The sequence below is a fragment of the Microbacterium sp. W1-4-2 genome (genome assembly GCF_058349885.2).
On the sequence record NZ_JBYRJC020000001.1, the window covers coordinates 341,085 to 366,529 of the forward strand.

The window sequence follows — 25,445 nt, forward strand, 5'->3', positions numbered from 1 at the left end:
CAGCGCGCCCGAGTCGGAATGCGCTACTTCAGCAACCGCGACAGCCGGCGGTCGGCGAGGATCTTGCCACCCGTCTGGCACGTCGCACAGTACTCGAGGCTGTTGTCGGCGAAGAACACGCTGCGCACCGTGTCGCCGCACACCGGGCACGCTTCGCCGCGCCGGCCGTGCACCTGCATGCCGCGCCGTTTGGCGTCCTTCAGATCGGCGGGCGGCTTGCCGGATGCTTCGGCCACGGCATCCTTCACTGTCGCCAGCATCGCGGAGTACAGACCTGTGACCTCGTCGTCAGCGAGGGTGGCCGCCAGCGCATACGGCGACATGCGCGCCGCGTGCAGGATCTCGTCGGAGTACGCGTTGCCGATGCCGGCGATCACCGCCTGGTCGCGCAGCAGCCCCTTGATCTGCGTGCGCTTGCCGGCCAGCAGCGCGGCGAAGGCGTCGCGGGTGAGCCCCTCATCAAGGGGATCGGGACCGAGGCGTGCGACGCCGGGCACATCGGCGGGATCGCGCACGACGTACACCGCGAGCGACTTCTTGGTGCCGGCCTCGGTGAGGTCGAAGCCCGAGCCGTCCGACAGGGCGACCCGCAGCGCGATCGGCGTGCGCCCGGGCTTGATGATCGTCGACGGCAGCGCGTCGTACCAGCGCAGCCAGCCGGCCTTCGCGAGATGGAAGACCAGGTGCGCGGCCTCGGTCGTGACGTCGACGAACTTGCCGTGCCGGGTGACGTCGGTGATGCGCGCCTCGCGCAGCGCGTCGATCGGCGGGTCATAGGTCTTCAGCGCGGCGATGTTGGCCACCGAGGCCCGCGCGAGCTGCAGACCCGTGATGCGCCCGCGCAGGAACTCGACGAGACCTTGCACCTCGGGCATCTCGGGCATGCGTTCATCCTGCCACGGGGCGCCGACACGCGGCAGGGCGGGGCGCCCCGCGATGCGCGTCAGAGGATCGGCCAGTCCACCGGCGTTCGGTCATCGTCGCGCAGCAGACCGGCGATCCAGCCGTCGTGCCGGCCGCGGGCGTCCGACAGGCCCTGCCGCAGCATCCCCTCGTAACGGAAGCCGAGCGTGCGCGCGGTGCGCGCCGACGGGATGTTGCCGACGATCGCGCGCCACTCGAGGCGCGCGAGGTGCAGGCCGTCCGGGGCGAAGGCGAAGTCGATCGCCGCGCGCGCGGCCTCGGTGAGCAGCCCCTGGCCGCGCACGTGCGCCGCCATCCAGTACCCGATCTCGGCCGATCCGCCCTTCGCGAGGTGGGCGAGTCCCAGCATGCCGACCCATGCGCCGTCGAGGCGGATCGCCCAGTTCAGCTGCGTCCCCTCGGCCACCCACTTCTCGTTCAAGGCGATGAAATCGTGGGCGTCGCTCAAGGCGTACGGCGACGGCAGCGTCGTCCAGCGCGGCACCTCGGGGTCGGCCGCGGCCACCGTGATCGCCTCGGCGTCATCGCGGGTGGGCAGGCTCAGCTCGAGGCGCGCGGTGCGCAGCGTGACGAGTTGCATCCGACCAGGCTAGCGGCCGGCCGCGCCGCTGGACGTGGCCGCCGGCCCCGGTCGAGACTGCACGAACTGTGCGCCGGAGCGCGCTCAGCGCGCAGTCTGCGCGATCTCGACCGCCGCGTCAGCGTGAGTCCGGCAAGAGCGCACTCGCTCGGGGACCCGGCTCGAACCCCCGCCCCGGTGTGCCGCTTGCGCGGCGCCGAGGCGACCACATGCGACCGCGCACGCGCTCACCAGCTGATGCGTATCCGCCATCAACTGGTCAGTCGCGCAGAACGACGCTCCTGCCCGCGCATGACGGTCCGGCAGACCCGACTCAGAGCGCGACGCGGCGCAGCAGGCCCACCTTGTCGTACACCTCGGCGAGAGTGCGCTCGGCGACTTGGGACGCACGCGCCGCGTTGGCGGCCAGCACCCGGTCGAGCTCGGCCGGGTCGTTCAGCAGGGCCAGCGCGCGCTCGCGCACCGGGCCGAACTCGTTCACGACGACCTCGGCCAGGCCCTTCTTGAAGTCGCCGTAGCCGCGACCGGCGTACTCGTCCTCGATCGAGCCGATCTGCCGGCCGGTCAGGGCCGCGTAGATCACGAGCAGGTTCGACACGCCCGGCTTGGCCTCGCGGTCGTAGCGCACGGTGCCCTCGGAGTCGGTCACGGCCCGCATGATCTTCTTGGCCGAGACGCTCGGCTCGTCCAGCAGCCACAGGACCCCGGCATCCGACTCCGCCGACTTCGACATCTTCGACGTCGGGTTCTGCAGGTCGTAGATGCGGGCGGTCTCCTTCTGGATCACCGGCCGCGGCACCTCGAAGGCCTTGCCGTAGCGGCCGTTGAAGCGCTCGGCCAGGTCACGGGTCAGCTCGACGTGCTGCTTCTGGTCCTCGCCGACGGGCACGATGTCGGTCTGGTACAGCAGGATGTCGGCGGCCATCAGCACCGGGTACGTGAAGAGGCCGACGGTCGTGGCGTCCACGCCGTAGCGCTGCGACTTGTCCTTGAACTGCGTCATGCGGTTCGCCTCGCCGAAGCCGGTGACCGTCGACAGCACCCAGGCGAGCTCGGCGTGGGCGGGCACGTGCGATTGCACGTACAGCGTCGAGCGCGAGGGCTCGATGCCGGCGGCGATGTACTGGGCGGCGGTGCGGCGGGTCTTCTCGCGCAGCTCGGCGGGATCGTTCGGCTGGGTCAGCGCATGCAGATCGACGACCGAGAAGTACGCGTCGTAGGTGTCCTGCAGATCCCGCCACTGCAGCAGCGCCCCGATGTAGTTGCCGGCCTGAAGAGAGTCGGCGGAGGGCTGCATTCCGGAGTAGAGGCGGGGTTTGTTCACCACGACAGTCTATTGAGTGGATGCCGCGTCCCTTCGCCGTCGTCGACCCGCGGTTACCGCGCTCACCGCTCAGACGGCGTAATCGACGACGACCGGCGCGTGATCGCTCCAGCGCGTGTCCCACGAGGGGGCGCGGCCGATCCAGTAGTTCCGCACGCGTTCGGCGAGGGCCGGCGTGGCGACGTGGTAATCGATGCGCCACCCGGTGTCGTTGTCGAACGCCTTGCCGCGGCTCGACCACCACGTGTACGGGCCGTCCACCTCGCCGTGGAAGCGGCGGCCGACATCCACCCAGCCGAGTCCCGTGCCGGTCGACCCGTCCACGCACATGACCTCGGCGCCGCCGTCGCCGAAGAAGCAGTCGAAGTAGGCGCGCTCGCGCGGCAGGAACCCGGCCTTCTTGACGTTGCCGCGCCAGTTGCGGATGTCGAGCTCGCGGTGGCCGACGTTCAGATCGCCCATGATCAGCGCGAGCGCCTCCTCGCCGGCGAGCTGCTGCATGCGCAGGGTCATCGCGTCGAGGAACGCCCACTTGTGGTCCTGCTTGGGCGTGTCGGCCTCACCGGTCGGCACATAGGCGCTGACGACCGTGAGCGTGCGATCGCCGAACGCGACATCGGCCTCGATCCACCGGCCCGCGGAGTCGAGCTGGTCGGCCTCGAGCCCGGCGCGCACCGCCGTCACCGGCGTGCGGGTGACGATCGCGACACCGGCGCGGCCCTTCGCGAGCGCCTCGTGGTTCACGATCCGCCAGCCGGGCAGGGCGGCGGTCAGCTGGTCGGTCGTGGCCCGCACCTCTTGCAGCGCCATGACGTCGACGTCGGCCGTCTCGAGCCAGTCGAGCATGCCGTTGCGCACGGCGGCACGGATGCCGTTCACGTTGATCGAGGCGATGCGAAGGGTGTCGGGCAGGCGTTCGGGAACTGGCACGCGTTCCACCCTAGCGAGGGCCGGCGACACGCCCACGCGCGCCGGCACCGCCCCCGCCGGCGCGGGCCCGCGGTGCCGGCGCCGCTGTCTCGACCTGCAGCAGCTCGCTCTCGGCCTCGCGCACGGCGCGGTTCGCGCGCAGCCGGCGGAACCAGGGGGTCGCGTCGCGCTCGGCCTGCGCCGTGCGCAGACGCTCCCGGGCGGCGCGCAGCAGCTGCTCGTGCGCGGCGCGCAGCCGCTCCTGCTCGCTGAGCCGCTCCAGCGGGATGTCGTCGTCGCCGGCGGCCACGGCGATCCACGAGGCGGCCACCAGCGTGACGATCCCGATCAGCCGGAACCACAGCAGCAGCCCGATGAAGATCGCGAACGTCGCCAGCAGCGGGTTGGACGGGGTGTAGAGCAGCAGCAGGCCCACGCTCAGCTGCAGCACCGTGATCCCGATGCCGCCGAGCAGAGCCCCGGGCCGCACGCGTCTGCCCTTGAGCCCGACGCCGGCCAGCAGGCGGAACAGCCCTGCCAGCGCGGCGGTGTTCAGCACCAGCGTGATCAGGATCGTCAGCACGCGCACCGCCGCGTAGAACCAGCCCGATGCCGTGCTGACGCGCAGCAGGTCGAAGACGAACGTGAGCGCCCATGTGCCGAGGTTGTTCAGCAGGCCGCCGACGAGCATGGCCAGGCCGAACGCGAGCGCGGCGAGGAAGTCGCGCGCCTTCAGCAGCGCGTAGCCGCGCGTGTCCAGCGGCAGGCCCAGGATGTCGCGCACGGCGCGGCGCGAGAAGGTCACCCAGCCGATCGCGGTCCACGCCAGGGCGCCGGCGGCGATGATGCCGGTCACGGTCAGCGTGCCGGCGCTCCTGGAGGCGATGCCCACGAGCTGCGACGCCTCGATGATGCCCTTCGAGCCCTGCGTGCCGATCAGCCCGGGCACGTACTGGTTGATCAGCCCGATCAGCCAGTCGCTCACGGCGTCCGAATCGGATCCCAGCCACAGCCCCACGATCGTGAACGCGACGTAGAGCGCGGCGAAGAACGCGAACAGCGCCTGATAGCTCACCCCGGCGGCGAGCAGAAATCCGTTGTGCTGCAGGAACTGCCGCCACACCCGCACCGGAAACAGCGCCAGCGTGCGATGCGTCAGCTGCGTCGCGCGTGCGATCGGCGCGGCGAAGCGGTCGCGCAGCTCGCGCTCGGTCTCGTCGAACCGCTCCTTCAGCCGCTCCTCGTGCACCCGGGCCCGCTGCGCCGCCTCATGGCTGCCGGCGGATCGCTGTGCGCGCGAGGGCTGGGTCACGGTCACAGACTAGCGAGCGCCCGCCGGAATCCGACGGGCGCTCGAGCTCAGCAGGGAACGGGTCAGCGACCGCCGCGCAGGACGGCCTGCTTGACCTCGGCGATCGCGCGGGTGACCTGAATGCCGCGGGGGCAGGCCTCGGTGCAGTTGAAGGTCGTCCGGCAGCGCCATACGCCTTCCTTGTCGTTGAGGATGTCCAGGCGCACATCGGCCGCGTCGTCGCGCGAGTCGAAGATGAACCGGTGCGCGTTCACGATGGCCGCGGGGCCGAAGTACTGCCCGTCGGTCCAGAACACCGGGCACGACGACGTGCACGCCGCGCACAGGATGCACTTGGTGGTGTCGTCGAAGCGCGCCCGCTCCTCGGCCGACTGCAGGCGCTCCTTGCCGTGCTCGGGCTTCGAGTGCGAGATCAGGAACGGCTGCACGGCCTTGTACGCGTCGAGGAACGGGTCCATGTCGACGATGAGGTCCTTCTCCAGCGGCAGGCCCTTGATCGCCTCGATGTAGATCGGCTTCGAGATGTCGAGGTCCTTGATCAGCGTCTTGCAAGCCAGGCGGTTGCGGCCGTTGATGCGCATGGCGTCCGACCCGCACACGCCGTGCGCGCACGAGCGGCGGAACGAGAGCGACCCGTCCTGCTCCCACTTGATCTTGTGCAGGGCGTCCAGCACGCGCTCGGTGGGGTACATCTCGACGTCGTAGTCCACCCAGCGCGGCTCGGCGTCCACCTCGGGGTCGAACCGCCGGATGATGAAGGTGACCAGGAACGACTGGATCGGCGCCTCCCCGGACGGGGCGCTGGATTCCGACTCGGCGACCGTGGACATCAGTACTTCCTCTCCATCGGCTGGTAGCGCGTGATGACCACGGGCTTCCAGTCCAGCGTGATGTGATCGGTGGCGTCCGACGAGTGCGGGTCGCCGGTCAGGTACGCCATCGTGTGCTTCATGTAGTTCTCGTCGTCGCGCTTCGGGTAGTCGTCGCGCATGTGGCCGCCGCGGCTCTCCTTGCGGTTGCGTGCGGCGTAGACGACGACCTCGGCGATGTCGAGCAGGAACCCGAGCTCGACGGCCTCGAGCAGGTCGGTGTTGTACCGCTTGCCCTTGTCGTCGACGTGCACGTTCTTGTAGCGCTCGCGCAGCTCCTCGATCGTGGCGAGCACCTCGCCGAGCGATTCCTCGGTGCGGAAGACCTGGGCCTTCATGTCCATGTCGTTCTGCAGCGTCTTGCGCAGCGTCGCGATCCGCTCGGTGCCCGTCCCGTTGCGCAGCCCCTCGATGAGCTCGCGCACCGCCTTGGCGGGATCGTCGGGCAGGGGAGTGAACTCGGCGGTCTTGACGTACTCGACCGCGTTGCGACCGGCGCGCTTGCCGAACACGTTGATGTCCAGCAGCGAGTTGGTGCCCAGGCGGTTCGAGCCGTGCACCGACACGCACGCGCACTCGCCGGCGGCGTACAGGCCCGGGACGACGTCGGTGTTGGTGCGCAGCACCTCGGCGTCGTTGTTGGTCGGGATGCCGCCCATCGCGTAGTGCGCGGTGGGCATGACCGGGACCGGCTCGACCACGGGGTCCACCCCCAGGTAGGTGCGGGCGAACTCGGTGATGTCGGGCAGCTTGGTCTCGAGCACCTCGGCGCCCAGGTGCGTGCAGTCGAGGTAGACGTAGTCCTTGTGGGGGCCGGCACCGCGGCCGTCCAGGACCTCCTGCACCATGCTGCGGGCGACGATGTCGCGCGGGGCGAGGTCCTTGATGGTGGGGGCGTAGCGCTCCATGAAGCGCTCGCCCGACGCGTTGCGCAGGATCGCTCCCTCGCCGCGGGCGCCCTCGGTGAGCAGGATGCCGAGGCCGTAGAGCCCGGTCGGGTGGAACTGGAAGAACTCCATGTCCTCCAGCGGCAGCCCCTTGCGCCAGAGGATGCCGACGCCGTCGCCGGTGAGGGTGTGCGCGTTCGAGGTGGTCTTGAAGATCTTGCCGAACCCGCCGGTGGCGAAGATGATCGCCTTCGACTGGAACACGTGCAGCTCGCCGGTGGCCAGCTCGTACGCCACGACGCCGGCGATCTGCGTCGCCCCCGCGGCATCCTTCACCGTGATCAGGTCGAGCACGTAGAACTCGTTGAAGAAGTTGATGCCGAGCTTCACGCAGTTCTGATACAGCGTCTGCAGGATCATGTGACCCGTGCGGTCGGCGGCGTAGCAGGCGCGGCGCACCGCGGCCTTGCCGTGGTCGCGCGTGTGCCCGCCGAAGCGGCGCTGGTCGATCTTGCCCTCGGGGGTGCGGTTGAACGGCAGCCCCATGTTCTCGAGGTCGATCACCGCGTCGATCGCCTCTTTCGCGAGGATCTCGGCGGCGTCCTGGTCGACGAGGTAGTCGCCGCCCTTGACCGTGTCGTACGTGTGCCACTCCCAGTTGTCCTCTTCGACGTTCGAGAGGGCCGCGGCCATGCCGCCCTGCGCCGCACCGGTGTGCGAGCGCGTGGGGTAGAGCTTCGAGATGACCGCGGTCTTGGCGCCCGGGCCCGCTTCGATGGCCGCACGCATCCCGGCGCCGCCGGCGCCGACGATGACGATGTCGAACTGGTGATAGTGGACGCCGTCTTTGACGACGTCGCCTTCTGTCTGAGTGCTCACGTGTGGGATGCCTTCGTTTCGGATGCGATGCGGATCAGACGTGGCAGACGCCGGCCAGGCCTGACGGGACGGGCGGGATGCACGGGTCGAACGTGAACACCACGAGCGTGCCGAGCAGGATCAGGAACGCGGCGACCACCCACAGCGCCCAGATCAGCACGCGCCGCGTGGTGTTGTGCCCGACGTAGTCGTTCACGATCGTGCGCATGCCGTTCGTGCCGTGGATGAGGGCCAGCCACAGCATGATGACGTCCCACCACTGCCAGAACGGGGTGGCGTACTTGCCGGCGACGAACGCGAAGTCGATCTGACGGACGCCGGTGCCCAGCATGAGGTTGACGAACAGGTGGCCGAAGATCAGGACGATCAGCAGCACGCCCGAGCCGCGCATGAACATCCAGCCCCACTTCTCGAGGTTGATGACCTTGCGGCGGGGGCCGGCCGGCGTGCCCTGCGGGCTGCGGGGGGCGGCGACGGTGTCGGCGGTCATGTCAGTGTCCTCCCGTGATCTCGGCGAGGATGACCATGAACTGACGGGGGACGAAGCCGGCCATCGTGATCACCCACAGCCCCAGCACGCCCCACCAGAGCTGGCGCTGGTACTTCGCGCCCTTCTCGGACAGGTCGACGATGATGATGCGCAGCCCGTTGTAGGCGTGGTACGCGATCGCCGCGACGAGGATGATCTCGCCGACGCCCATGATCGGGTTCTTGTACGTGCTGATGACGGCGTCGTACGCGTTGGGCGCGACGCGGATCAGCGACGTGTCGAGAATGTGGACCAGCAGGAAGAAGAAGATCCCGATGCCGGTGATGCGATGCAGCACCCAGGACCACATTCCCTCGTGCCCGCGGTACAGCGTCCCGCGGGGGGTTCGGGAAGTGGTCTCGGATACCTTCGGTGTGACGCGTGCTGATACAGACACGGCCGTCCTCCCTGGGTAGAACTCGAGTCGGGGCGGTCGATGCCCCTCGAAGGCCGGACCGGCCTCGGCGTCACTCAGGCGCGACTCCCATCCTATTCCCGTCCCTCGCACAGCGGCGACTCAGGCAGGCCTTACCCGCCGGTCGCTCCGCTACCCTGTGGTTCATGCCCGAGCCCGTCTCCGACTTCTACGCGATCATCCCCGCCGGCGGCATCGGCAGCCGGCTGTGGCCGCTGTCCCGGGCCGACGCCCCCAAGTTCCTGCACGACCTGACCGGGTCCGGTCACACGCTGCTGCGCGACACGTGGAATCGGCTCGAGCCGCTGTCCGGCCCCGACCGCATCGCCGTGGTGACCGGGCGCGCGCACCGCGCGGCGGTCGAGAAGGAGCTGCCCGGCATTCCCGATCACAACGTCTTCCTCGAGTCTGAGCCGCGCGACTCGAGCGCCGCGATCGGCCTGGCCGCCGCGATCCTTGCCCGGCGCGAGCCCGACGTGATCGTCGGGTCGTTCGCCGCCGACCACGTGATCCGGGTGCCGCACCTGTTCGACTGGGCCGTGCGGCAGGCGATCGAGGTCGCCCGTGAGGGATACATCTGCACGATCGGCATCCCGCCCACCGAGCCGTCGATCGGATTCGGCTATATAAGGAAGGCCGGCGAGCTGCTCGTGGACGGCGCACCCGAGGCCGCGCTCGTCGAGCGGTTCGTCGAGAAGCCCGACCTCGCCACCGCGCGCGAGTACTACGCGGACCGCTCCTACCTGTGGAACGCGGGGATGTTCATCTCGCGCGCCGACGTGCTGCTCGGCGAGATCGCCGAGAACCGCCCGCAGCTGTACGCCGGGCTCATGGACCTGGCCGAGGCCTGGGACGACCGCGACGCCCGCGGCCCGGTCGTCGACCGGGTGTGGCCGACGCTGGAGAAGATCGCGATCGACTACGCCGTCGCCGAGCCCGCCGCCGAGCGCGGCCGGCTCGCGGTGGTCCCGGGGCACTTCGACTGGGACGACGTGGGCGACTTCGCGAGCCTGGCCAAGCTCAACTCGCACGGTCGGCCGAACGACCTGGCGATCCTGGGACCGAACGCCCGCATCCTCTCCGACGCCGCCAGCGGCATCGTGGTCAGCCAGACCAACCGGGTCATCTCGCTGATCGGCGTGAAGAACATCGTCGTGGTCGACACTCCGGACGCGCTGCTGGTGACCACGAGCGAGAACGCCCAACGGGTCAAGGGCGTCGTCGACGCGCTCAAGCTCACCGGGCGCGGTGATGTGTTGTAGCGCCGGCATCATTGCGGGTTGATAACCATTCGCGTGCACAGGGGTGCGAAGTGCGCAATCCGGGTGTCACACTGGGTAACTTCGAAGCACCTCGCCGCGAAATCCCGCGGCGCCCAATCTGTTGTGGAGGTCGACTTGACCATCTCTTCTGCACGCAAGCTCGCAGGCGCCGTCGCCGCAGCGGGCCTCGTTCTCGCGCTCGCCGGCTGCGGCCAGGCGCCCGCGGCGAACAACCCGTCGAGCAGCGGCTCCGCGAAGGCGAAGGCCGTCGCCGGCTTCAAGCCCTGCATCGTGTCGGACGACGGCGGGTGGAACGACCGCTCGTTCAACGAGTCCGCCAAGAACGGCATCGACAAGGCCGCCAAGGACCTGGGCGTGAAGGCCGTCGAGGCCGAGTCCAGTTCGGCCAGCGACTACGCGCCGAACCTCGACAGCATGGTCTCGCAGAACTGCACCCTGATCATCTCGGTCGGCTTCAAGCTGTCGGCCGACACGATCAAGTCGGCACTGGCCAACCCCGACATCAACTACGCCATCATCGACGACGGCGCGGACGCGAACGGCGACGGAAAGCCCGACGCTCCGAACATCAAGCCCATCCTCTTCAACACGGTCGAGGCCGCGTACCTCGGCGGCTACGCCGCCGCCGCCTGGTCGCACCAGGACAAGGTCGACAAGGTCGGCACGTTCGGCGGCCTGCAGATCCCGTCGGTCGCCATCTTCATGGACGGCTTCGTCGACGGCGTCCAGGCGTACAACAAGGACAACAGCGCCGACGTGAAGACCTTCGGCTGGGATGCCACGAAGCAGAAGGGCTCGTTCACGGGCGGCTTCGCGGCCAACGACACCGCCAAGCAGACCGCCAAGGGCATCCTCGACCAGGGCGTGGACGTGATCCTGCCGGTCGGCGGCCCGATCTACCAGAGCGCCGCGGCCGCCATCAAGGACAGCGGCAAGAACACCGTGATGCTGGGCGTCGACTCCGACCTGGCCGTGGCCGACCCGTCGGTCGCCGGCGTCACGCTGGTCTCGATCATGAAGCGCATCGACTCGGCCGTCTACGACACCGTCACCTCGGCCGCCAGCGGCAAGTACGACGTCACGCCCTACATCGGCACGCTCGAGAACGACGGCGTGGGCCTGTCGAGCTTCCACGACTTCGAGAGCAAGCTGCCGGCCGGCCTGACCGACAAGCTCGACGAGCTGAAGAAGCAGATCATCTCGGGCGACCTGAAGGTCACCTCGACCAACTCGCCGAAGTAATCGACGGCGACGGGCGGTCGGACAGGATGCCTCGCATCCGGTCCGACCGCCTTCCTTCGTGACGATTCCCATTGCGGATAGGGTGCACAGTATGAAGTTGGAGCTGCGAGGCGTGACGAAGCGCTTCGGAAGCCTGGTGGCCAACGACCACATCGACCTCGAGTTGCGCAGCGGTGAGATCCATGCGCTGCTCGGCGAGAACGGCGCCGGCAAGTCGACGCTGATGAACGTGCTCTACGGGCTGTATCAGGCCGACGAGGGCGAGATCCTGATCGACGGGGTGCCGCAGCACTTCCGCGGTCCGGGCGACGCCATCGACGCCGGCATCGGCATGGTGCACCAGCACTTCATGCTCATCCCGGTGTTCACCGTCGCCGAGAACCTGATGCTCGGCCACGAGGACACGAAGGGCCCCGGCGTCCTCGACCTCGCCGCGGCCCGACGCCGCGTACGCGAGGTGTCCGATCGCTTCGGCTTCCAGCTCGACCCCGACGCGCGCGTCGAGAACCTGCCCGTGGGCGTGCAGCAGCGCGTCGAGATCGTCAAGGCCCTCGCCCGTGACGCCAAGATCCTCATCTTCGATGAGCCGACCGCGGTGCTCACTCCGCAGGAGACCGACGAGTTCATGCGGATCATGCGCCAGCTGCGCGACGAGGGCACCGCCATCGTGTTCATCACGCACAAGCTGCGCGAGGTGCGCGAGGTCGCCGATCGCATCACCGTCGTGCGTCTGGGCAAGGTGATCGGCGAGGCGAGCCCGACCGCGACCAACACCGAGCTCGCCTCGATGATGGTCGGTCGCGCCGTCGAGCTCACGGTGCACAAGGACCCGCCGAAGATCGGCGCCGGCGCCGGCCTCGAGGTGCGCGGCCTGCGCGTGCTGGGCCTGGACGGCACGGTCGTGGTCGACGGCGTCGACCTCGACGTGCGCCCCGGCGAGGTGCTGGCCGTGGCCGGCGTGCAGGGCAACGGCCAGACCGAGCTCGCCGAGGCGATCGTCGGCCTGCAGGACAAGGTCGAGGGGACGATCACCCTCGACGGCACCGAGCTTGTCGGCCAGAGCGTGCGCCGCATCCTCGACGAAGGCGTCGGGTTCGTGCCCGAGGACCGGCAGGAGGACGGGCTCGTCGGCACGTTCTCGGTCGCCGAGAACCTGATCCTCGACCGCAGCGGCGACCCCGCTTTCCAGTCGGCGGCCACGATCCGCCGCCGCGACCTCGACGCGTTCGCGCGCGAGAAGATCACCGAGTTCGACATCCGCACGCAGGGCCCCGCGAGCCCCGCCGGCGCCCTGTCGGGCGGCAACCAGCAGAAGGTCGTCATCGCCCGCGAGCTCAGCCGCGACCTCAAGCTCCTGCTGGCCTCGCAGCCCACCCGCGGTGTCGACGTCGGCTCGATCGAATTCATCCACAAGCGCATCATCGCCACCCGCGACGCCGGCGTGCCGGTGGTCGTCGTCTCGACCGAGCTCGACGAGGTCGTCGCCCTCGCCGACCGGATCGCGGTGATGTACCGCGGCGGCATCGTCGGGATCGTCCCGGCCGATACCCCGCGCGACGTGCTCGGCCTCATGATGGCCGGCGAGAACCCCACGGAGGACGCTGCATGAGCGACCGAGTCCCGGGCGCAGGCACCGAGAGCGCCGGGCTGCCCGTCGAACAGCTGCCCACGGCATCCGGCCCCCTCACCGGCCAGTCCACCCACGCGATCAAGGACATCCCGCCCGCGCCGCGGTCGAACCAGCTGATCCGCGAGATGCTGCGCGGATCGGTGGTCACCACGATCCTCGCGATCGTCGCCGCGATGATCGTCGGCGGCATCCTCATCGCGGCCACCGACGAGAACGTGCAGGCCGCGGCCGGCTACTTCTTCTCGCGCCCCGGCGACACGCTCGCCGCGATCTGGCAGTCGGTGTCGGGCGCCTACTATGCGATGTTCCAGGGGGCGATCGTCAACCCCGAGGCGGCCTCGTTCATCCGGTTCATCCGGCCGCTGACGAACACCCTCGGCTTCGCGGCCCCGCTGATCGCCGCCGGGCTCGGCGTCGCCCTCGCGTTCCGCGCCGGCCTGTTCAACATCGGCGCCCGCGGCCAGATGCTCGTCGCGTGTGCGACCGCAGCGCTGGTGACGTTCAACCTCGACCTGCCGCTGTGGATCCACCTGCCGCTCACCCTCATCGCCGGCATCGCAGGCGGTGCGATCTGGGGCGGCATCGCCGGACTCGTGAAGGCTCGCACCGGGGCGCACGAGGTGATCCTCACGATCATGCTGAACTACGTGGCGCTGTACCTGGTCAGCTGGCTGGTGCGCACGCCCGGCCTGCTGCGCAAGCCCGGCCAGAACCAGCCGATCTCGTCGCCGACGCCCGAGTCGGCCCAGTTCCCGTCGCTGTTCGGCCCGCAGTTCCCGTTGCTGAACTGGGGCTTCCCGGTCGTGATCGTCGCCACCCTGATCGTCTGGTGGCTCGTCGAGCACTCCAGTCTCGGGTTCCGCCTGCGCGCGGTCGGCGAGAACCCGCACGCCGCACGGGCGGCAGGCATCAGCGTGCAGCGCATGTACGTGTACGCCATGCTGCTCGCCGGCGCACTGGCGGGCCTGGCCGGCATGAACCAGATCCTCGGCGCGGTCACCAGCGGCTTCGACGGCGGCATCGACGCCGGCATCGGCTTCGACGCGATCACCGTGGCGCTGCTCGGCCGCAGCCGCGCATGGGGGACGTTCTGGGCGGGCCTGCTGTTCGGGGCGCTGAAGGCCGGCTCGTTCACGATGCAGGCGGCGCAGGGCATCCCCGTCGACATCGTGCTGGTCGTCGAGTCGATGATCGTGCTGTTCATCGCAGCCCCGCCCCTGGTGCGCACGATCTTCGGCCTGCCCAAGGACGACTCCGAGCGCTCGTCGCGCGGGCGGGCGCGCATCGCCCGCAAACGCGCAGCGGCCGAGCAGAAGGCGGTGGCCTCATGACGGCTCTTGCCACCGAGGTGGCAGAGATCCACCTCGACGTCGTGCGCACCCGGCACCTGAAGCTGCCGATCACGCTGTCGATCGTCGACGTCCTGCTGGGCCTGCTGTTCCTGTTCTCGCCGGTCGCCGGCGACAGCGTGTTCCGCCTGAGCGACTCGGGCTCGGCGATCGCGCTGGCTGACATGCACGTCCCGGCAGCGCCGACGGTGTGGATCACGTGGGTGCTGCTGGCATTGCTGACCGTGTGGACGTGGCTGGATGCCGTGGCCTACCGCCACACGCGGCTCTGGCTGCCGATCGTCTTCGCGATCCTCGCGATGTTCGCCTTCCTGACATGGGCCGCGCAGGACGGCGGTGTCGTCCCGGTCGCCGGCACCCTCGCCGGCGCGCTGTCGCTGTCGGTGCCGCTCGTGTACGGCGCCCTGGCCGGCGTGATCGGCGAGCGCGGCGGCGTCGTGAACATCGCGATCGAGGGCCAGCTGCTGCTGGGCGCGTTCAGCGCGGTGCTCCTGGCGAGCATCACCGGCAACCCGTACGTCGGCCTGATCGGCGCGATGATCGGCGGCGTGTTCGTCGCGTTCGTGCTCGCAGCCTTCGCGATCCGCTACCTCGTCGATCAGATCATCGTCGGCGTCGTGCTGAACGTGCTGGTCTCGGGCCTGACCGGGTTCCTCTACGGGGCGTTGCTGGCGCCCAACCAGCAGACCCTGAACAGCGCGCCGACCTTCCCGAAGTGGAACATCCCGCTGCTGGGCGACATCCCGGTCATCGGTCCGGTGTTCTTCCGCCAGCCGTTCATCGTCTACCTGATGTACGTCATCGTCGCCGTCGTGGCGTGGGGCATGTACCGCACCCGGTGGGGTCTGCGGCTGCGCGCGGTCGGCGAGCACCCGAAGGCCGCCGACACGGTGGGCATCAAGGTCAACCCGACCCGGTTCTGGAACGTGCTGCTGGCCGGCGCCATCGCCGGCATCGGCGGTGCGTACTTCACGCTCGTCTCGGTGCCGCACTTCACGAAGGACATGACCGCGGGCCTCGGCTTCATCGCGCTGGCCGCGGTGATCTTCGGCGGGTGGGATCCGATCAAGGCGACCCTGGCGGCGCTGCTGTTCGGCTTCGCGACCAACCTGCAGAATCTGCTCACGGTGCTGAAGACGCCGATCCCCAGCGAGTTCATGCTGATGCTGCCGTACATCGTGACGATCCTGGCGGTGGCCGGGTTCGCGGGTCAGATCAAGGCGCCCGCCGCCGACGGCAAACCGTACATCAAGGGATGACACCGGATGCCGCGGCCGCGCGCACGCGGCAGGCCGCGGCATCCACCCCCGACGCGAAAGAAGAGCGATCATCGTGACCGACATCGACTGGGATGCGCTGCACGCGGCGGCGCGTGAGGCCGCCGAGCACGCGTACGTGCCGTACTCGCGGTATCGCGTGGGGGCGGCCGCGCTGGTCACCGACGGGCGGATCATCTCGGGCTGCAACGTCGAGAACGCGTCGTACGGACTCACCCTGTGCGCCGAGTGCGGCCTGGTCTCGGATCTGCACCGCTCCGGCGGCGGGCGGCTCGTGGCGTTCGCGTGCGTGAACGGCGACGGGGCGACGATCATGCCGTGCGGCCGCTGCCGCCAGCTGCTGTTCGAGCATGCGATCCCCGGAATGCTGCTGGACACGGTCTCGGGCATCCGCACGATCGACGAGGTGCTGCCCGACGCGTTCGGCCCCCGCGACCTGGAGACGGCGCGATGACCGAGCGCGAGCGAGTCGAACCCTTCGACGCCGTCGACGTGATCCGCGCCCAGCGCGACCGGACGGGCAACTCCGAGGCGGCGCTGCGCTGGATGGTGGACGCCTACACCCGCGAGTATGTCACCGACGCGCAGATGGCGTCCTTCGCGATGGCGGTGCTGCTGAACGGCATGGAGCGCAGCGAGATCCGGGTGCTCACCGACGCGATGATCGCCTCGGGCGAGCGGATGAGCTTCGCGGGCCTCGGCCGGCGCACCGTCGACAAGCACTCCACGGGCGGGGTCGGCGACAAGATCACGCTGCCGCTGGCGCCGCTGGTCGCCGCGTTCGGGGTCGCCGTCCCGCAGCTGAGCGGCCGGGGTCTGGGCCACACCGGCGGCACCCTCGACAAGCTCGAGTCGATCCCGGGGTGGCGCGCGGCGCTGTCGAACGACGAGCTGTTCGCGCAGCTGCGCGACATCGGCGCGGTCATCTGCGCCGCGGGGTCGGGCCTGGCCCCCGCCGACAAGCGGCTGTACGCGCTGCGCGACGTCACCGGCACGGTCGAGGCGATCCCGCTGATCGCGTCGAGCATCATGTCGAAGAAGATCGCCGAGGGCACCGAGTCGCTCGTGCTCGACGTGAAGGTCGGCTCGGGCGCGTTCATGCACGACCTCGACCGGGCCCGTGAGCTCGCCCAGACGATGGTCGCGCTCGGCGCGGACTCGGGGGTGGCCACCACCGCCCTCATCACCGACATGGACACCCCGCTGGGCCTGGCGATCGGCAACGCGAACGAGGTGCGCGAGTCGGTCGAGGTGCTCGCCGGGGGCGGCCCCGCGGATGTCGTGGAGCTGACGGTCACCCTCGCCCGCGAGATGCTGGCGCTGGCCGGCCACCCCGGCGCCGACGTCGAGGCGGCCCTCCGGGACGGCCGGGCCATGGACGTGTGGCGCTCCATGATCCGCGCGCAGGACGGCGACCCCGACGCGGCGCTGCCGACCCCTCGCGAGACGCACACCGTGACCGCGCCGGCCGCCGGCGTCGTCACCCGGGTGGACGCCTGGGACTTCGGCGTGGCCGCCTGGCGCCTGGGCGCCGGCCGCGCCCGACCCCAGGACCCCGTCGTGCACGAGGCCGGGATCGATCTGCACGTCAAGCCGGGTGATAGCGTGGCAGCCGGTCAAGCGCTGTTCACCCTCGGGGCCGCCGACGCGTCGCGCATCCCGCGCGCGCTCGAGGTGCTCGAGGGCGGCTGGGCCGTCGAGCCCGCGCCCGCGGCCCCGGCCGAGCGCCGCTCCATCGTGATCGAGCGCATCACCGCCTGACCTCTCGCAGCCGGCGGCTGCGGCATCCATCGTCGTCGTGAGGAGCCCCATGTCCATCGATCAGAACGCAGACGTCCGCATCGGCGGCGTCTCGCTGCGGAGCCTCCCGAAGGTGTCGCTGCACGACCACCTCGACGGTGCGCTGCGCCCGGCGACGATCATCGAGCTCGCCGACGCCGCGGGCATCGAGGTGCCCGAGCACGACGCGGCGGCCCTCGGCGATTGGTTCGCGACGCAGAGCGACTCGGGCTCGCTCGTCGAGTACCTGAAGACGTTCGACCTGACCACCGCCGTCATGCAGACGCGCGCGCAGCTCACGCGTGTGGCTCGCGAGTTCGTCGAGGACCTCGCCGCCGACGGCGTCGTCTACGGCGAGGTGCGCTGGGCGCCCGAGCAGCACGTCTCGGGCGGCCTCAGCCTCGACGAGGCGGTCGACGCCGTGCAGCGAGGCATCGACGAGGGAGAGGACGCCGCGGCCTCGGCCGGGCACGACATCCGCGTCGGCCAGCTCATCTCGGCGATGCGCCACACCGACCGGTCGCTCGAGATCGCGCAGCTCGCCGTGCGGTGGCGAGAGCGCGGCGCGGTCGGGTTCGACATCGCCGGGCCTGAGGACGGCTTTCCGCCCTCGCGTCTGCGCGAGGCGTTCGACTACCTCGCGTCCGAGTTCTTCCCGGCGACGGTGCACGCGGGCGAGGCGGCCGGCGTGGACTCGATCCGCTCGGCGATCCTCGACGGGCGGGCGCTGCGGCTGGGCCACGGCGTGCGCATCGCCTCGGACCTCGAGTTCGTCGGTCGCGACGGCGACGACGTGCAGGTGCGCTTCGGCGACGTGGCGCGCTGGGTGCGCGACCGCGAGATCCCGCTGGAGCTCTCGCCGTCCTCGAACCTGCAGACCGGCGCGATCGCGGCATGGGGCACCGAGCTGTCGGACCACCCGTTCGACCTGCTGTACCAGCTCGGTTTCGCGGTGACGGTGAACGTCGACAACCGCACCATGAGCCGCACCTCGCTGACCCGCGAGCTGGCGCTGCTGGCCGAGGCGTTCGAGTACGACCTGGCCGACATCGAGGCGTTCCAGCTGAACGCCGCCGCCGGCGCCTTCCTGCCGGTCGAGGAGCGCGAAGAGCTCGTCGAGGTGATCGCCGCCGGCTTCGACCGCTGATCTGCGATCGGGCGTCTTCAGCGGGCGCGGGCCGCTACGAGCACGAGACCGTGGTGACCGTGCCGCTGATCAGGGACGCGCCCGAGCCGGCGTACACGGTCGCGCGCAGCGTCGAGCCGTTGTAGGCGCGGACGGTGCCGCTCGTGCGGGCGTTGGCGATCGAGCGCACCTGCGGCAGCGCCCGCACCGAGTTGCCCGTCGTGCAGGTGCTGAAGGTCAGCTTGCTGCCGGTGTAGCCGGCGCCCGAGTACACGCAGTACCGGCCGGTCACGCACGAGCCGATGCTGGCCGGGCTGACCGTCGAGGTGCGGGCGGCGGCGCCTACGGGGCTCTCCGCGGGGGCCTTCGCGGGGTCCTCCAGCGTGAGCACGACCGCTCCGTCGTCCCAGCTGACCTCGTTCCAGGCGGTCTGCGTGCCGCCGTGCGCGGCGATGACGGCGTCGACCTCGGCCTGCACGCCCGATGCGGGTGCGGTGTCGGCGGCCCACGCGGGCGCAGCGGTGAACGGGACGACGAGGGCGGACAGAGCGAGCAGGACGTGCGCGACGCGCATGCTTACCTCCAGGCGGTGTACTCGGTGATCGACGGGGACGTGATGTCGGTGCGGTCGCCGCCGACGTAGACGACCTCGATGGCGAGGATCCGGCCGGTGCGGGAATCGACCGTGGCCCGGGTCTGGTAGGCCCCGTCGTTCGCGGGACCGACGAACACCACGCCGCGCCGGCCCAGCCGGTCGCGGCCGGTTCCCGCCACGTCCAGTGCGTGGGCGGTGCTCAGGAACGTGAGCATGGCCGAGGCCTGCTCGGCGTCGAGACGCCGGAAGTCGAGGATGCTGGGCACCTGCAGCAGAAGCTCGCCGGCGGGGGCCGAGGCCGCCACACCGAACGTCTGCGCGAAGTACCCGGCCCACTTCTCCGCGGTCCGCGGAGGCTCGGGAATCGGGTTCTCGGTGGTGTACTGGTCGAGCACCTGCCCCACCGGATGGGCGCTGGCGGGAATGACGGCCGCACCTGTCTCGGCGTACGGCGTGCCCGCCCGGGACGTGACCGCGACCACGCCGTCCTTCTCGGCGACCGAGACGTCCTGCGGCTGGATGAACTGCGCGCTGATGCGCTGCGCGCCGTCCACCTCGGTGTTCAACGTCCAGGTCTGATACGAGATCGTGTCCGCCGCCGCGGTCGGGGACTTCGCGGCCGTGCGCGCGAGTCCCGCCATGGCGCCCGCGGCGTCGTTGTCGATCGCGTGCAGCTGCGCCAGCGGCGGGGTGACCGCCAGAGCCGTCGGCTCGGTCGTCGCCGGGGTCTGCGACGTGCCAGCGAAGACGGCCAGGAGCGTCGCGGCCACCGCGGTGCCGAGGACGACCAGCGCGTGACGGCGCGACGCGCGACGCCGGGGGCGTGCGGCCTGCTCTGCGAGGGTCGGGAGCGAATCCGTGCCGGGGGCCGCGGCATCCGACGCCTGCGGCGATGCCGGGGTCGGGTCAGGGCGCAAACCGGCGTCGTCGCTCACGGCTGCGCCTCGCTCGGGAATCTCGGCACCTCGCCATGGTACCCCTCCCACGGCTCGACGACACGCCGTCCCACGCCGTCGCCGGCGCGCCGCGCGTGGCGGGTGCGCGAGACCGGTGCGCAAGGCTGAAGTGCGTCGCTGTTGTGCGTGACGCCGCGTTTCGTCGGATTCCGGGAATAGACGCGGGCCGCGCCAAGCTGGACATGTCGGGCAGGGATCACAGCCCGCCCCGACAAGTCCCCAGAGCTCGCCGCATCGGCGGCGTCCGGCAGGCGCGCACACGCGCAGTGGAAAGAGGCATGACATGAGACGACGACACCTGGCGGCGGCGATCGCGCTGGCGGCGACGGCAGCGCTGGCCCTGACGGCGTGCTCGGGCGGATCCGGCGGCAATGGCAGCGCGTCCGGCGGCAAGGGCGGAACGCTCACGATCCTGACGTCCGCGACGCAGATCAACCTCGACCCGGCCAAGAGCCAGAACCTCGCGATCACGACGCTCGGCCTCATCGAGCGGCGCCTGACGACGTGGGACATCGAGAAGGGCAAGCCCGCCAAGGTCGTGCCCGACCTCGCGACCGACACCGGCCGGGCCAGCGACGACGGCAAGACCTGGACGTACACGCTCAAGGACGGGCTGAAGTTCGCCGACGGCTCGCCCATCACCTCGCAGGACATCAAGTACGGCATCGAGCGCTCGTTCGCGCCCGAGCTGTCCGGCGGCCTCGGCTACCACAAGACCCTGCTGGTCGGCGGCGACACCTACAAGGGCCCCTATACCGGCGGCGAGCTGGCCTCGATCCAGACGCCCGACGCCAAGACGATCGTGTTCCACCTGAACACCTCGTACGGCGACTGGCCGTGGATCGTCTCGATGCCCGCGTTCGCGCCGGTGCCCAAGGCCAAGGACGACCCGCAGACGTACGGCGAGAACCCGGTGGCCACCGGCCCTTACAAGGTCGCCTCGAACAAGCAGGGCACGGCGCTCGAGCTCGTGCGCAACACCGAATGGGACGCGAAGACCGACCCGGTGCGCACGGCCGGCCCCGACAAGATCGTCTTCAAAGAGAGCCAGGATGTCTCGACCAGCACGCAGACGCTGATCAGCGACGCCGGCAGCGCCAAGGACTCGTTCCTGGCGACGTACCTGGGAGCGGCCGAGCTGAACCTCGTGAACCGCAATCCCGACGCCAAGAAGCGCCTGGCCACCAGCGACGCCGGCCCCATCAACTACCTCGCCATGAACACGCAGCGCGGGGCGCTGAAGGACCTCAAGGTGCGGCAGGCGATCGAGTACGCCGTCGACAAGAAGGCGTTCATCATCGCGCAGGGCGGGCCGCAGGCCGCGGTCCCGGCGACCACGCTGATCACCCCCGGCATCCCCGGTCGTCAGGAATACGACCTCTATCCGTCGGGCGACGACGGCGATGTCGCCAAGGCCAAGCAGCTGCTCGCTGAGGCCGGGCACGCGTCCGACCTGAACCTCGTGCTGTGGGCCGAGAACGACCCCTCGAGCCAGGCGCAGGCGCAGGCCCTGCAGCAGGGCATCGAGCGGGCCGGCATCAAGGTCACGATCAAGCCGCTCGACCAGAACACGATGCTGACCGACGCCACGACGAACGCCAACCCCGACTACGACCTGATCCTCAGCGGCTGGCAGCCAGACTTCCCGAGCGCCAACGGCAACATCCAGCCGCTGTTCGACTCCAGCCAGATCGGCGGCGGCGGGTACAACCTGGCGCGCTACTCGAACCCGGATGTCGACAAGCTGATCGCCCAGGCGAGTGCGACCGTCGACCCGGCCGGCGCGCAGCAGATCTGGGCGCAGGCCGACAAGCGGATCATGCAGGACGCCCCGATCGTGCCGCTGACCTACGCGAAGCAGTCGTTCCTGGCCGGCGGCAACGTGAAGGACTTCTTCGTCGCGTCCTTCCCGGCATATCCGAACTACCTCACTGTCACACTGGGACAGTGACGCACGATCCCACCACACCGTTGCTGTCGGCGGACGCGGTCCGCATCGCGTTCGCCGACACCAGCGGCGGCACAGCCGGAGCCCGCACCGTCGTCGACGGGGTGGGCTTCGCCCTGCATCCCGGGCGCGTGCTGGCCCTCGTCGGCGAGTCGGGGTCGGGCAAGTCCGTCACCGCGATGTCGATCCTGGGGCTGCTGCCGCCCACGGCACAGGTCTCCGGCAGCATCCTGCTCGGCGACCGGCAGCTCATCGGCGCCCCGCCCCAGGTGCTGCGGGGCGTGCGCGGGGGACGCATCGGCACGATCTTCCAAGAGCCGATGAACGCGTTCAACCCGGTGTACACCATCGGGTGGCAGATCGCCGAGGCGCTCGAGACGCACGGCCGGCTCTCCCGCGCCGACGCGCAGGCGCGCGTGCGGGAGCTGCTGACCTCGGTCGGCATCCGCGACGTCGACCGGGTCGCCCGCGCGCACCCGCACGAGCTGAGCGGCGGTCAGCTGCAGCGCGCGATGATCGCGATGGCGATCTCGTGCGACCCCGAGATCCTCATCGCCGACGAGCCCACCACGGCGCTGGACGTCACGGTGCAGGCCGGCATCCTCGACCTGATCCGCTCCCTGCGCAGCGAACGCGGCGTCGCCGTGCTGCTGATCACCCACGACATGGGTGTGGTCGCCGATCTCGCCGACGACGTCGTCGTCATGCGCGCCGGCACCGTCGTCGAACGGGCCGATTCGCACACGCTGTTCGGGGCGCCGCAGGCCCCGTACACGCGCGAGCTGCTGCAGGCCGTGCCGCGATTGGGCCAGGCGGCGCCGGATGCCGGGGCTGCGGCATCCACCCCCGCACCGGTGGTCGACGTCGAGGACGTCGACATCGTCTACGGCACCGACGGGTGGGGCCGCACGGCCGTGCATGCCGTGAGCGGCGCGAGCCTGACGATCGACGCGGGGCGCACATTCGGACTGGTCGGCGAGTCGGGGTCGGGCAAGTCCACGCTCGGCCGAGCCCTCGCCGGCCTCGTGCCGGTCGCCGCGGGCCGCGTCGAGATCGCCGGCGTCGACCTCGCCACCGCCTCGCGCCGCCGGCTGCGGCAGGTGCGCCGCAGCATCGGCTACGTGTTCCAGGACCCGGCCTCGTCGATCAACCCGCGCTCCACGGTCGGCCGCGCGATCGCCGAGCCGCTGCGCCTGCACGCGAAGCTGACCGTCGGCCAGCGCCGGGCGCGCGTCGACGAGCTGCTCGACGCCGTGCAGCTGCCCCGCTCGTTCGCCGAGCGGTACCCGCACGAGCTCAGCGGCGGGCAGCGTCAGCGCGTCGCCATCGCCCGTGCCGTGGCGCTGCGGCCTGCGCTGCTGATCGCCGACGAGCCGACCAGTGCGCTGGACGTCTCGGTGCAGGCGAAGGTGCTCGAGCTGTTCGTGCAGCTGCAGCGCGAGTTCGGCTTCGCCAGCCTGTTCATCAGCCACGACCTCGCCGTCGTGCAGGAGGTCGCACAGGACGTCGCGGTGCTGCGGGCCGGACGCGTCGTCGAGGCCGGCCCCGCCCGGCAGCTGCTCACCGCTCCCGAGCAGCCGTACACGCAGCGGCTCATCGCCGCAGCACCGGTGGCCGACCCGGTCGCGCAGCGGGAGCGCCGCGACCGGTGGCGGCAGTTGACGAACGAGGATGCCGGGGTGATCGCATGACCGTCGCGAACACCGTCGAGGGCACCGGCATCCCGTCCCGGCGCACCGGGTTCCGGCATATCGCCCGTTCCGTGCTGCGCGACCCGTGGGCGACCGCGGGGGCGATCGTCATCGTGGTCTTCGTGCTGGCCGCGGTCTTCGCGCCGCTGCTGAGCGGCATCACCGGGCAGAACCCGTACACCTACCATCTGGACCTCCTGGACGAGTCCGGTGCCCCGGTCGGCTTCGGCGGGGGCATCAGCGCCGCGCACTGGTTCGGCGTCGAGCCGCTGACCGGGCGCGATCTGTTCTCGATCGTCGTCTACGGCGCGCGCATCTCGCTGCTGGTGGGCATCAGCGCCACCGTCCTGTCGGTGCTCATCGGCGTGTTCGTGGGGCTGACGACCGGCTTCTTCGGCGGCTGGTACGACCGGATCGGCAGCCGCGTGGTGGACGTCATGTTCGGCTTCCCGACGCTCGTGTTCATGATCGCGCTGACGGCGATCGTGCCCACGGCGTTCCCGCGGCCGCTGTTCATGATCATCATCATCGGGCTGTTCGGCTGGCCCTCGATCTCGCGGGTCGTCCGCGGCCAGGTGCTGTCGCTGCGCGAACGCGCGTTCGTCACGGCATCCACCGCCATGGGGGCCGGAGGCTGGCGCGTGGCCGTCAGTCAGGTGCTGCCGAACGTGTCGGCGACCATCATCGTCTACACGACGATCATGGTGCCCTCGATGATCGGGTTCGAGGCGGCGCTGTCGTTCCTGGGCGTCGGGGTGCCACCGCCCACCCCCAGCTGGGGCCGTACGATCGGCGAGGCCGTCAGCTGGGTGCAGGTCAGCCCCATGTACCTGGTGTTCCCGGGGGTGGCGCTGTTCCTCATCACGCTCGCGTTCAACGTGCTCGGCGACGGGCTGCGCGACGCACTCGACCCGAAGGGAGCCCGGCGATGACGCGATTCATCCTGCAGCGCCTCGCCGGCATGATCCTCGTGCTGCTCGTGGTGGCGGTGATCTCGTTCGCGATCTTCTACCTGCTGCCCTCGAACCCCGCCCAGCTCAGCTGCGGCAAGCCGTGCACGCCCGACAACCTCGCGCGGGCGCAGGAGTTCATGGGCACGAACCTGCCGTGGTGGCAGCAGCTCGGCGCGTTCCTGTGGGGCATCGTCGCCGGCCGCACGTTCGGGTCGGGCGATGCCGCGGTCGTGTGCGCGGCGCCCTGCTTCGGCTACTCGTTCCAGCAGAACGCGTCGGTCACCGACCTGATCGTCTCGCGGTTCCCCGTCTCGGCATCCATCGCCGTCGGCGCGGCCGTGCTGTGGCTGCTGATCGGAGTGGCCGGGGGAGTCATCTCGTCGCTGCGCCGGGGGACCTGGATCGACCGCAGCGTCATGACCCTCGCGATCGCGGGCGTCTCGGCGCCGAGCTACCTCGTGGGGCTGCTGGCGATCCTCATCTTCGGGTTCACGCTGCAGTGGCTGCCCACCGGCGGATACGTGCCGCTGACCGAGGATCCGGGGCAGTGGTTCCTGCACCTGGTGCTGCCGTGGTGCACGCTGGCGTTCATCAGCGCGGCGATCTATGCGCGCCTGACCCGCGGCGAGATGATCGAGTCGATGGGGCAGGACTACATCCGCACCGCACGGGCCAAGGGGCTCGGCGAGCCGCGGGTGGTGGTGCGGCACGGACTGCGCAACGCCATCATCCCGGTCGTGACGATCTTCGGACTGGACCTCGGGAGCCTGCTGGGCGGCACCGTGATCGCCGAGAAGGTGTTCTCGATGCAGGGGCTCGGCGCGCTGCTGATCGACGGCGTGCACGCCCTCGACCTGCAGCTGGTGATCGGGTTCACCCTGTTCGCGGCGTTCCTGATCGTGTTCGCGAACTTCGTCGTGGACCTGCTCTACGGCTTCGTCGACCCTCGCGTGAAGACCTCCTGAGTCCGTTCGGGTCGGTGCGGGCG

23 protein-coding genes are annotated in these 25,445 nt (G+C 70.3%); 12 read left to right on the forward strand and 11 right to left on the reverse strand.

Annotated elements, in window-relative coordinates; translation table 11 throughout:
- Window positions 1–23 precede the first annotated feature (23 nt).
- From AC3RX0_RS01470 to sdhC, 9 genes are all read right to left on the reverse strand, one after another.
- Complete coding sequence (locus AC3RX0_RS01470; protein ID WP_491504170.1) at window positions 24–884, reverse strand: DNA-formamidopyrimidine glycosylase family protein; 861 nt, start codon at window positions 882–884, stop codon at window positions 24–26.
- 59 nt (window positions 885–943) lie between these two features.
- Window positions 944–1,504, reverse strand: a complete 561-nt coding sequence (locus tag AC3RX0_RS01475; RefSeq protein WP_491504171.1) for a GNAT family N-acetyltransferase — start codon at window positions 1,502–1,504, stop codon at window positions 944–946.
- 313 nt (window positions 1,505–1,817) lie between these two features.
- Window positions 1,818–2,828 (reverse strand): tryptophan--tRNA ligase, encoded by a 1,011-nt coding sequence (gene trpS / locus AC3RX0_RS01480; RefSeq protein ID WP_491504172.1) that lies wholly within the window; start codon window positions 2,826–2,828, stop codon window positions 1,818–1,820.
- Between the two features lie 69 nt (window positions 2,829–2,897).
- Window positions 2,898–3,740: an exodeoxyribonuclease III gene (locus AC3RX0_RS01485; RefSeq protein ID WP_491505348.1), complete on the reverse strand. Its 843-nt coding sequence runs from the start codon at window positions 3,738–3,740 to the stop codon at window positions 2,898–2,900.
- Window positions 3,741–3,768: 28 nt separating this feature from the next.
- Entirely contained in the window at window positions 3,769–5,049 is a 1,281-nt protein-coding gene (locus AC3RX0_RS01490) for a YihY/virulence factor BrkB family protein (RefSeq protein WP_491504173.1), read from the reverse strand.
- Between the two features lie 62 nt (window positions 5,050–5,111).
- Window positions 5,112–5,879: a succinate dehydrogenase iron-sulfur subunit gene (locus AC3RX0_RS01495; protein WP_491504174.1), complete on the reverse strand. Its 768-nt coding sequence runs from the start codon at window positions 5,877–5,879 to the stop codon at window positions 5,112–5,114.
- On the reverse strand, window positions 5,879–7,684 hold the full coding sequence (gene sdhA, locus AC3RX0_RS01500) for a succinate dehydrogenase flavoprotein subunit (RefSeq protein ID WP_491504175.1): 1,806 nt from the start codon (window positions 7,682–7,684) through the stop codon (window positions 5,879–5,881). The genes AC3RX0_RS01495 and sdhA overlap by 1 nt, the downstream gene beginning before the upstream one ends.
- Before the next feature lie 34 nt (window positions 7,685–7,718).
- Window positions 7,719–8,174, reverse strand: coding sequence for a succinate dehydrogenase hydrophobic membrane anchor subunit (locus tag AC3RX0_RS01505; protein WP_491504176.1), 456 nt, complete (start codon window positions 8,172–8,174; stop codon window positions 7,719–7,721).
- A 1-nt stretch (window position 8,175) separates the two neighbouring features.
- Window positions 8,176–8,610: a succinate dehydrogenase, cytochrome b556 subunit gene (gene sdhC, locus AC3RX0_RS01510; protein ID WP_491504177.1), complete on the reverse strand. Its 435-nt coding sequence runs from the start codon at window positions 8,608–8,610 to the stop codon at window positions 8,176–8,178.
- 164 nt (window positions 8,611–8,774) lie between these two features.
- Between sdhC and AC3RX0_RS01515 the strand changes: the two genes are divergently transcribed.
- From AC3RX0_RS01515 to AC3RX0_RS01550, 8 genes are all read left to right on the forward strand, one after another.
- Window positions 8,775–9,890: a mannose-1-phosphate guanylyltransferase gene (locus AC3RX0_RS01515; RefSeq protein WP_491504178.1), complete on the forward strand. Its 1,116-nt coding sequence runs from the start codon at window positions 8,775–8,777 to the stop codon at window positions 9,888–9,890.
- A gap of 135 nt (window positions 9,891–10,025) precedes the next feature.
- Window positions 10,026–11,153, forward strand: a complete 1,128-nt coding sequence (locus AC3RX0_RS01520; protein ID WP_491504179.1) for a BMP family lipoprotein — start codon at window positions 10,026–10,028, stop codon at window positions 11,151–11,153.
- Window positions 11,154–11,244: 91 nt separating this feature from the next.
- Window positions 11,245–12,762, forward strand: coding sequence for an ABC transporter ATP-binding protein (locus tag AC3RX0_RS01525; RefSeq protein WP_491504180.1), 1,518 nt, complete (start codon window positions 11,245–11,247; stop codon window positions 12,760–12,762).
- A complete protein-coding gene (locus tag AC3RX0_RS01530; RefSeq protein ID WP_491504181.1) occupies window positions 12,759–14,114 on the forward strand; it encodes an ABC transporter permease in 1,356 nt (451 codons plus the stop codon). Before AC3RX0_RS01525 ends, AC3RX0_RS01530 begins: the two co-directional genes overlap by 4 nt.
- Window positions 14,111–15,391 (forward strand): ABC transporter permease, encoded by a 1,281-nt coding sequence (locus tag AC3RX0_RS01535; protein WP_491504182.1) that lies wholly within the window; start codon window positions 14,111–14,113, stop codon window positions 15,389–15,391. Before AC3RX0_RS01530 ends, AC3RX0_RS01535 begins: the two co-directional genes overlap by 4 nt.
- 73 nt (window positions 15,392–15,464) lie before the next feature.
- The gene (locus tag AC3RX0_RS01540) at window positions 15,465–15,863 is read left to right on the forward strand and encodes a cytidine deaminase (protein ID WP_491504183.1); all 399 of its coding nucleotides are present in this window, start codon (window positions 15,465–15,467) and stop codon (window positions 15,861–15,863) included.
- A complete protein-coding gene (locus tag AC3RX0_RS01545) occupies window positions 15,860–17,170 on the forward strand; it encodes a thymidine phosphorylase (protein ID WP_491504184.1) in 1,311 nt (436 codons plus the stop codon). The genes AC3RX0_RS01540 and AC3RX0_RS01545 overlap by 4 nt, the downstream gene beginning before the upstream one ends.
- Window positions 17,171–17,219: 49 nt before the next feature.
- The gene (locus AC3RX0_RS01550; RefSeq protein ID WP_491504185.1) at window positions 17,220–18,335 is read left to right on the forward strand and encodes an adenosine deaminase; all 1,116 of its coding nucleotides are present in this window, start codon (window positions 17,220–17,222) and stop codon (window positions 18,333–18,335) included.
- 34 nt (window positions 18,336–18,369) lie between these two features.
- Here the strand turns inward: AC3RX0_RS01550 and AC3RX0_RS01555 are convergent, their stop codons facing one another.
- Both AC3RX0_RS01555 and AC3RX0_RS01560 read right to left on the reverse strand, forming a co-directional pair.
- Window positions 18,370–18,888 (reverse strand): peptidase inhibitor family I36 protein, encoded by a 519-nt coding sequence (locus tag AC3RX0_RS01555; RefSeq protein ID WP_491504186.1) that lies wholly within the window; start codon window positions 18,886–18,888, stop codon window positions 18,370–18,372.
- Window positions 18,889–18,890: 2 nt separating this feature from the next.
- The gene (locus tag AC3RX0_RS01560) at window positions 18,891–19,844 is read right to left on the reverse strand and encodes a hypothetical protein (RefSeq protein ID WP_491504187.1); all 954 of its coding nucleotides are present in this window, start codon (window positions 19,842–19,844) and stop codon (window positions 18,891–18,893) included.
- 304 nt (window positions 19,845–20,148) lie between these two features.
- Here AC3RX0_RS01560 and AC3RX0_RS01565 point away from each other — a divergent pair, with 304 nt between their 5' ends.
- From AC3RX0_RS01565 to AC3RX0_RS01580, 4 genes are read left to right on the forward strand one after another with little or no spacing between them, the layout of a single operon-like run.
- Window positions 20,149–21,816, forward strand: a complete 1,668-nt coding sequence (locus AC3RX0_RS01565) for an ABC transporter substrate-binding protein (protein ID WP_491504188.1) — start codon at window positions 20,149–20,151, stop codon at window positions 21,814–21,816.
- Complete coding sequence (locus tag AC3RX0_RS01570) at window positions 21,813–23,504, forward strand: dipeptide ABC transporter ATP-binding protein (protein WP_491504189.1); 1,692 nt, start codon at window positions 21,813–21,815, stop codon at window positions 23,502–23,504. The genes AC3RX0_RS01565 and AC3RX0_RS01570 overlap by 4 nt, the downstream gene beginning before the upstream one ends.
- Window positions 23,501–24,436, forward strand: coding sequence for an ABC transporter permease (locus AC3RX0_RS01575; RefSeq protein WP_491504190.1), 936 nt, complete (start codon window positions 23,501–23,503; stop codon window positions 24,434–24,436). Before AC3RX0_RS01570 ends, AC3RX0_RS01575 begins: the two co-directional genes overlap by 4 nt.
- Entirely contained in the window at window positions 24,433–25,422 is a 990-nt protein-coding gene (locus AC3RX0_RS01580) for an ABC transporter permease (protein WP_491504191.1), read from the forward strand. The genes AC3RX0_RS01575 and AC3RX0_RS01580 overlap by 4 nt, the downstream gene beginning before the upstream one ends.
- Window positions 25,423–25,445: the final 23 nt, after the last annotated feature.

Coding starts and splice junctions, on each gene's coding strand:
- AC3RX0_RS01515 (WP_491504178.1), top strand. CDS start 8,775: ATGCCCGAGCCCGTCTCCGACTTCTACGCGATCATCCCCGCCGGCGGC.
- AC3RX0_RS01535 (WP_491504182.1), top strand. CDS start 14,111: ATGACGGCTCTTGCCACCGAGGTGGCAGAGATCCACCTCGACGTCGTG.
- AC3RX0_RS01475 (WP_491504171.1), bottom strand. CDS start 1,504: ATGCAACTCGTCACGCTGCGCACCGCGCGCCTCGAGCTGAGCCTGCCC.
- AC3RX0_RS01530 (WP_491504181.1), top strand. CDS start 12,759: ATGAGCGACCGAGTCCCGGGCGCAGGCACCGAGAGCGCCGGGCTGCCC.
- AC3RX0_RS01565 (WP_491504188.1), top strand. CDS start 20,149: ATGAGACGACGACACCTGGCGGCGGCGATCGCGCTGGCGGCGACGGCA.
- AC3RX0_RS01495 (WP_491504174.1), bottom strand. CDS start 5,879: ATGTCCACGGTCGCCGAGTCGGAATCCAGCGCCCCGTCCGGGGAGGCG.
- AC3RX0_RS01545 (WP_491504184.1), top strand. CDS start 15,860: ATGACCGAGCGCGAGCGAGTCGAACCCTTCGACGCCGTCGACGTGATC.
- AC3RX0_RS01505 (WP_491504176.1), bottom strand. CDS start 8,174: ATGACCGCCGACACCGTCGCCGCCCCCCGCAGCCCGCAGGGCACGCCG.
- AC3RX0_RS01470 (WP_491504170.1), bottom strand. CDS start 884: ATGCCCGAGATGCCCGAGGTGCAAGGTCTCGTCGAGTTCCTGCGCGGG.
- AC3RX0_RS01575 (WP_491504190.1), top strand. CDS start 23,501: ATGACCGTCGCGAACACCGTCGAGGGCACCGGCATCCCGTCCCGGCGC.
- AC3RX0_RS01550 (WP_491504185.1), top strand. CDS start 17,220: ATGTCCATCGATCAGAACGCAGACGTCCGCATCGGCGGCGTCTCGCTG.
- AC3RX0_RS01525 (WP_491504180.1), top strand. CDS start 11,245: ATGAAGTTGGAGCTGCGAGGCGTGACGAAGCGCTTCGGAAGCCTGGTG.
- AC3RX0_RS01580 (WP_491504191.1), top strand. CDS start 24,433: ATGACGCGATTCATCCTGCAGCGCCTCGCCGGCATGATCCTCGTGCTG.
- AC3RX0_RS01555 (WP_491504186.1), bottom strand. CDS start 18,888: ATGCGCGTCGCGCACGTCCTGCTCGCTCTGTCCGCCCTCGTCGTCCCG.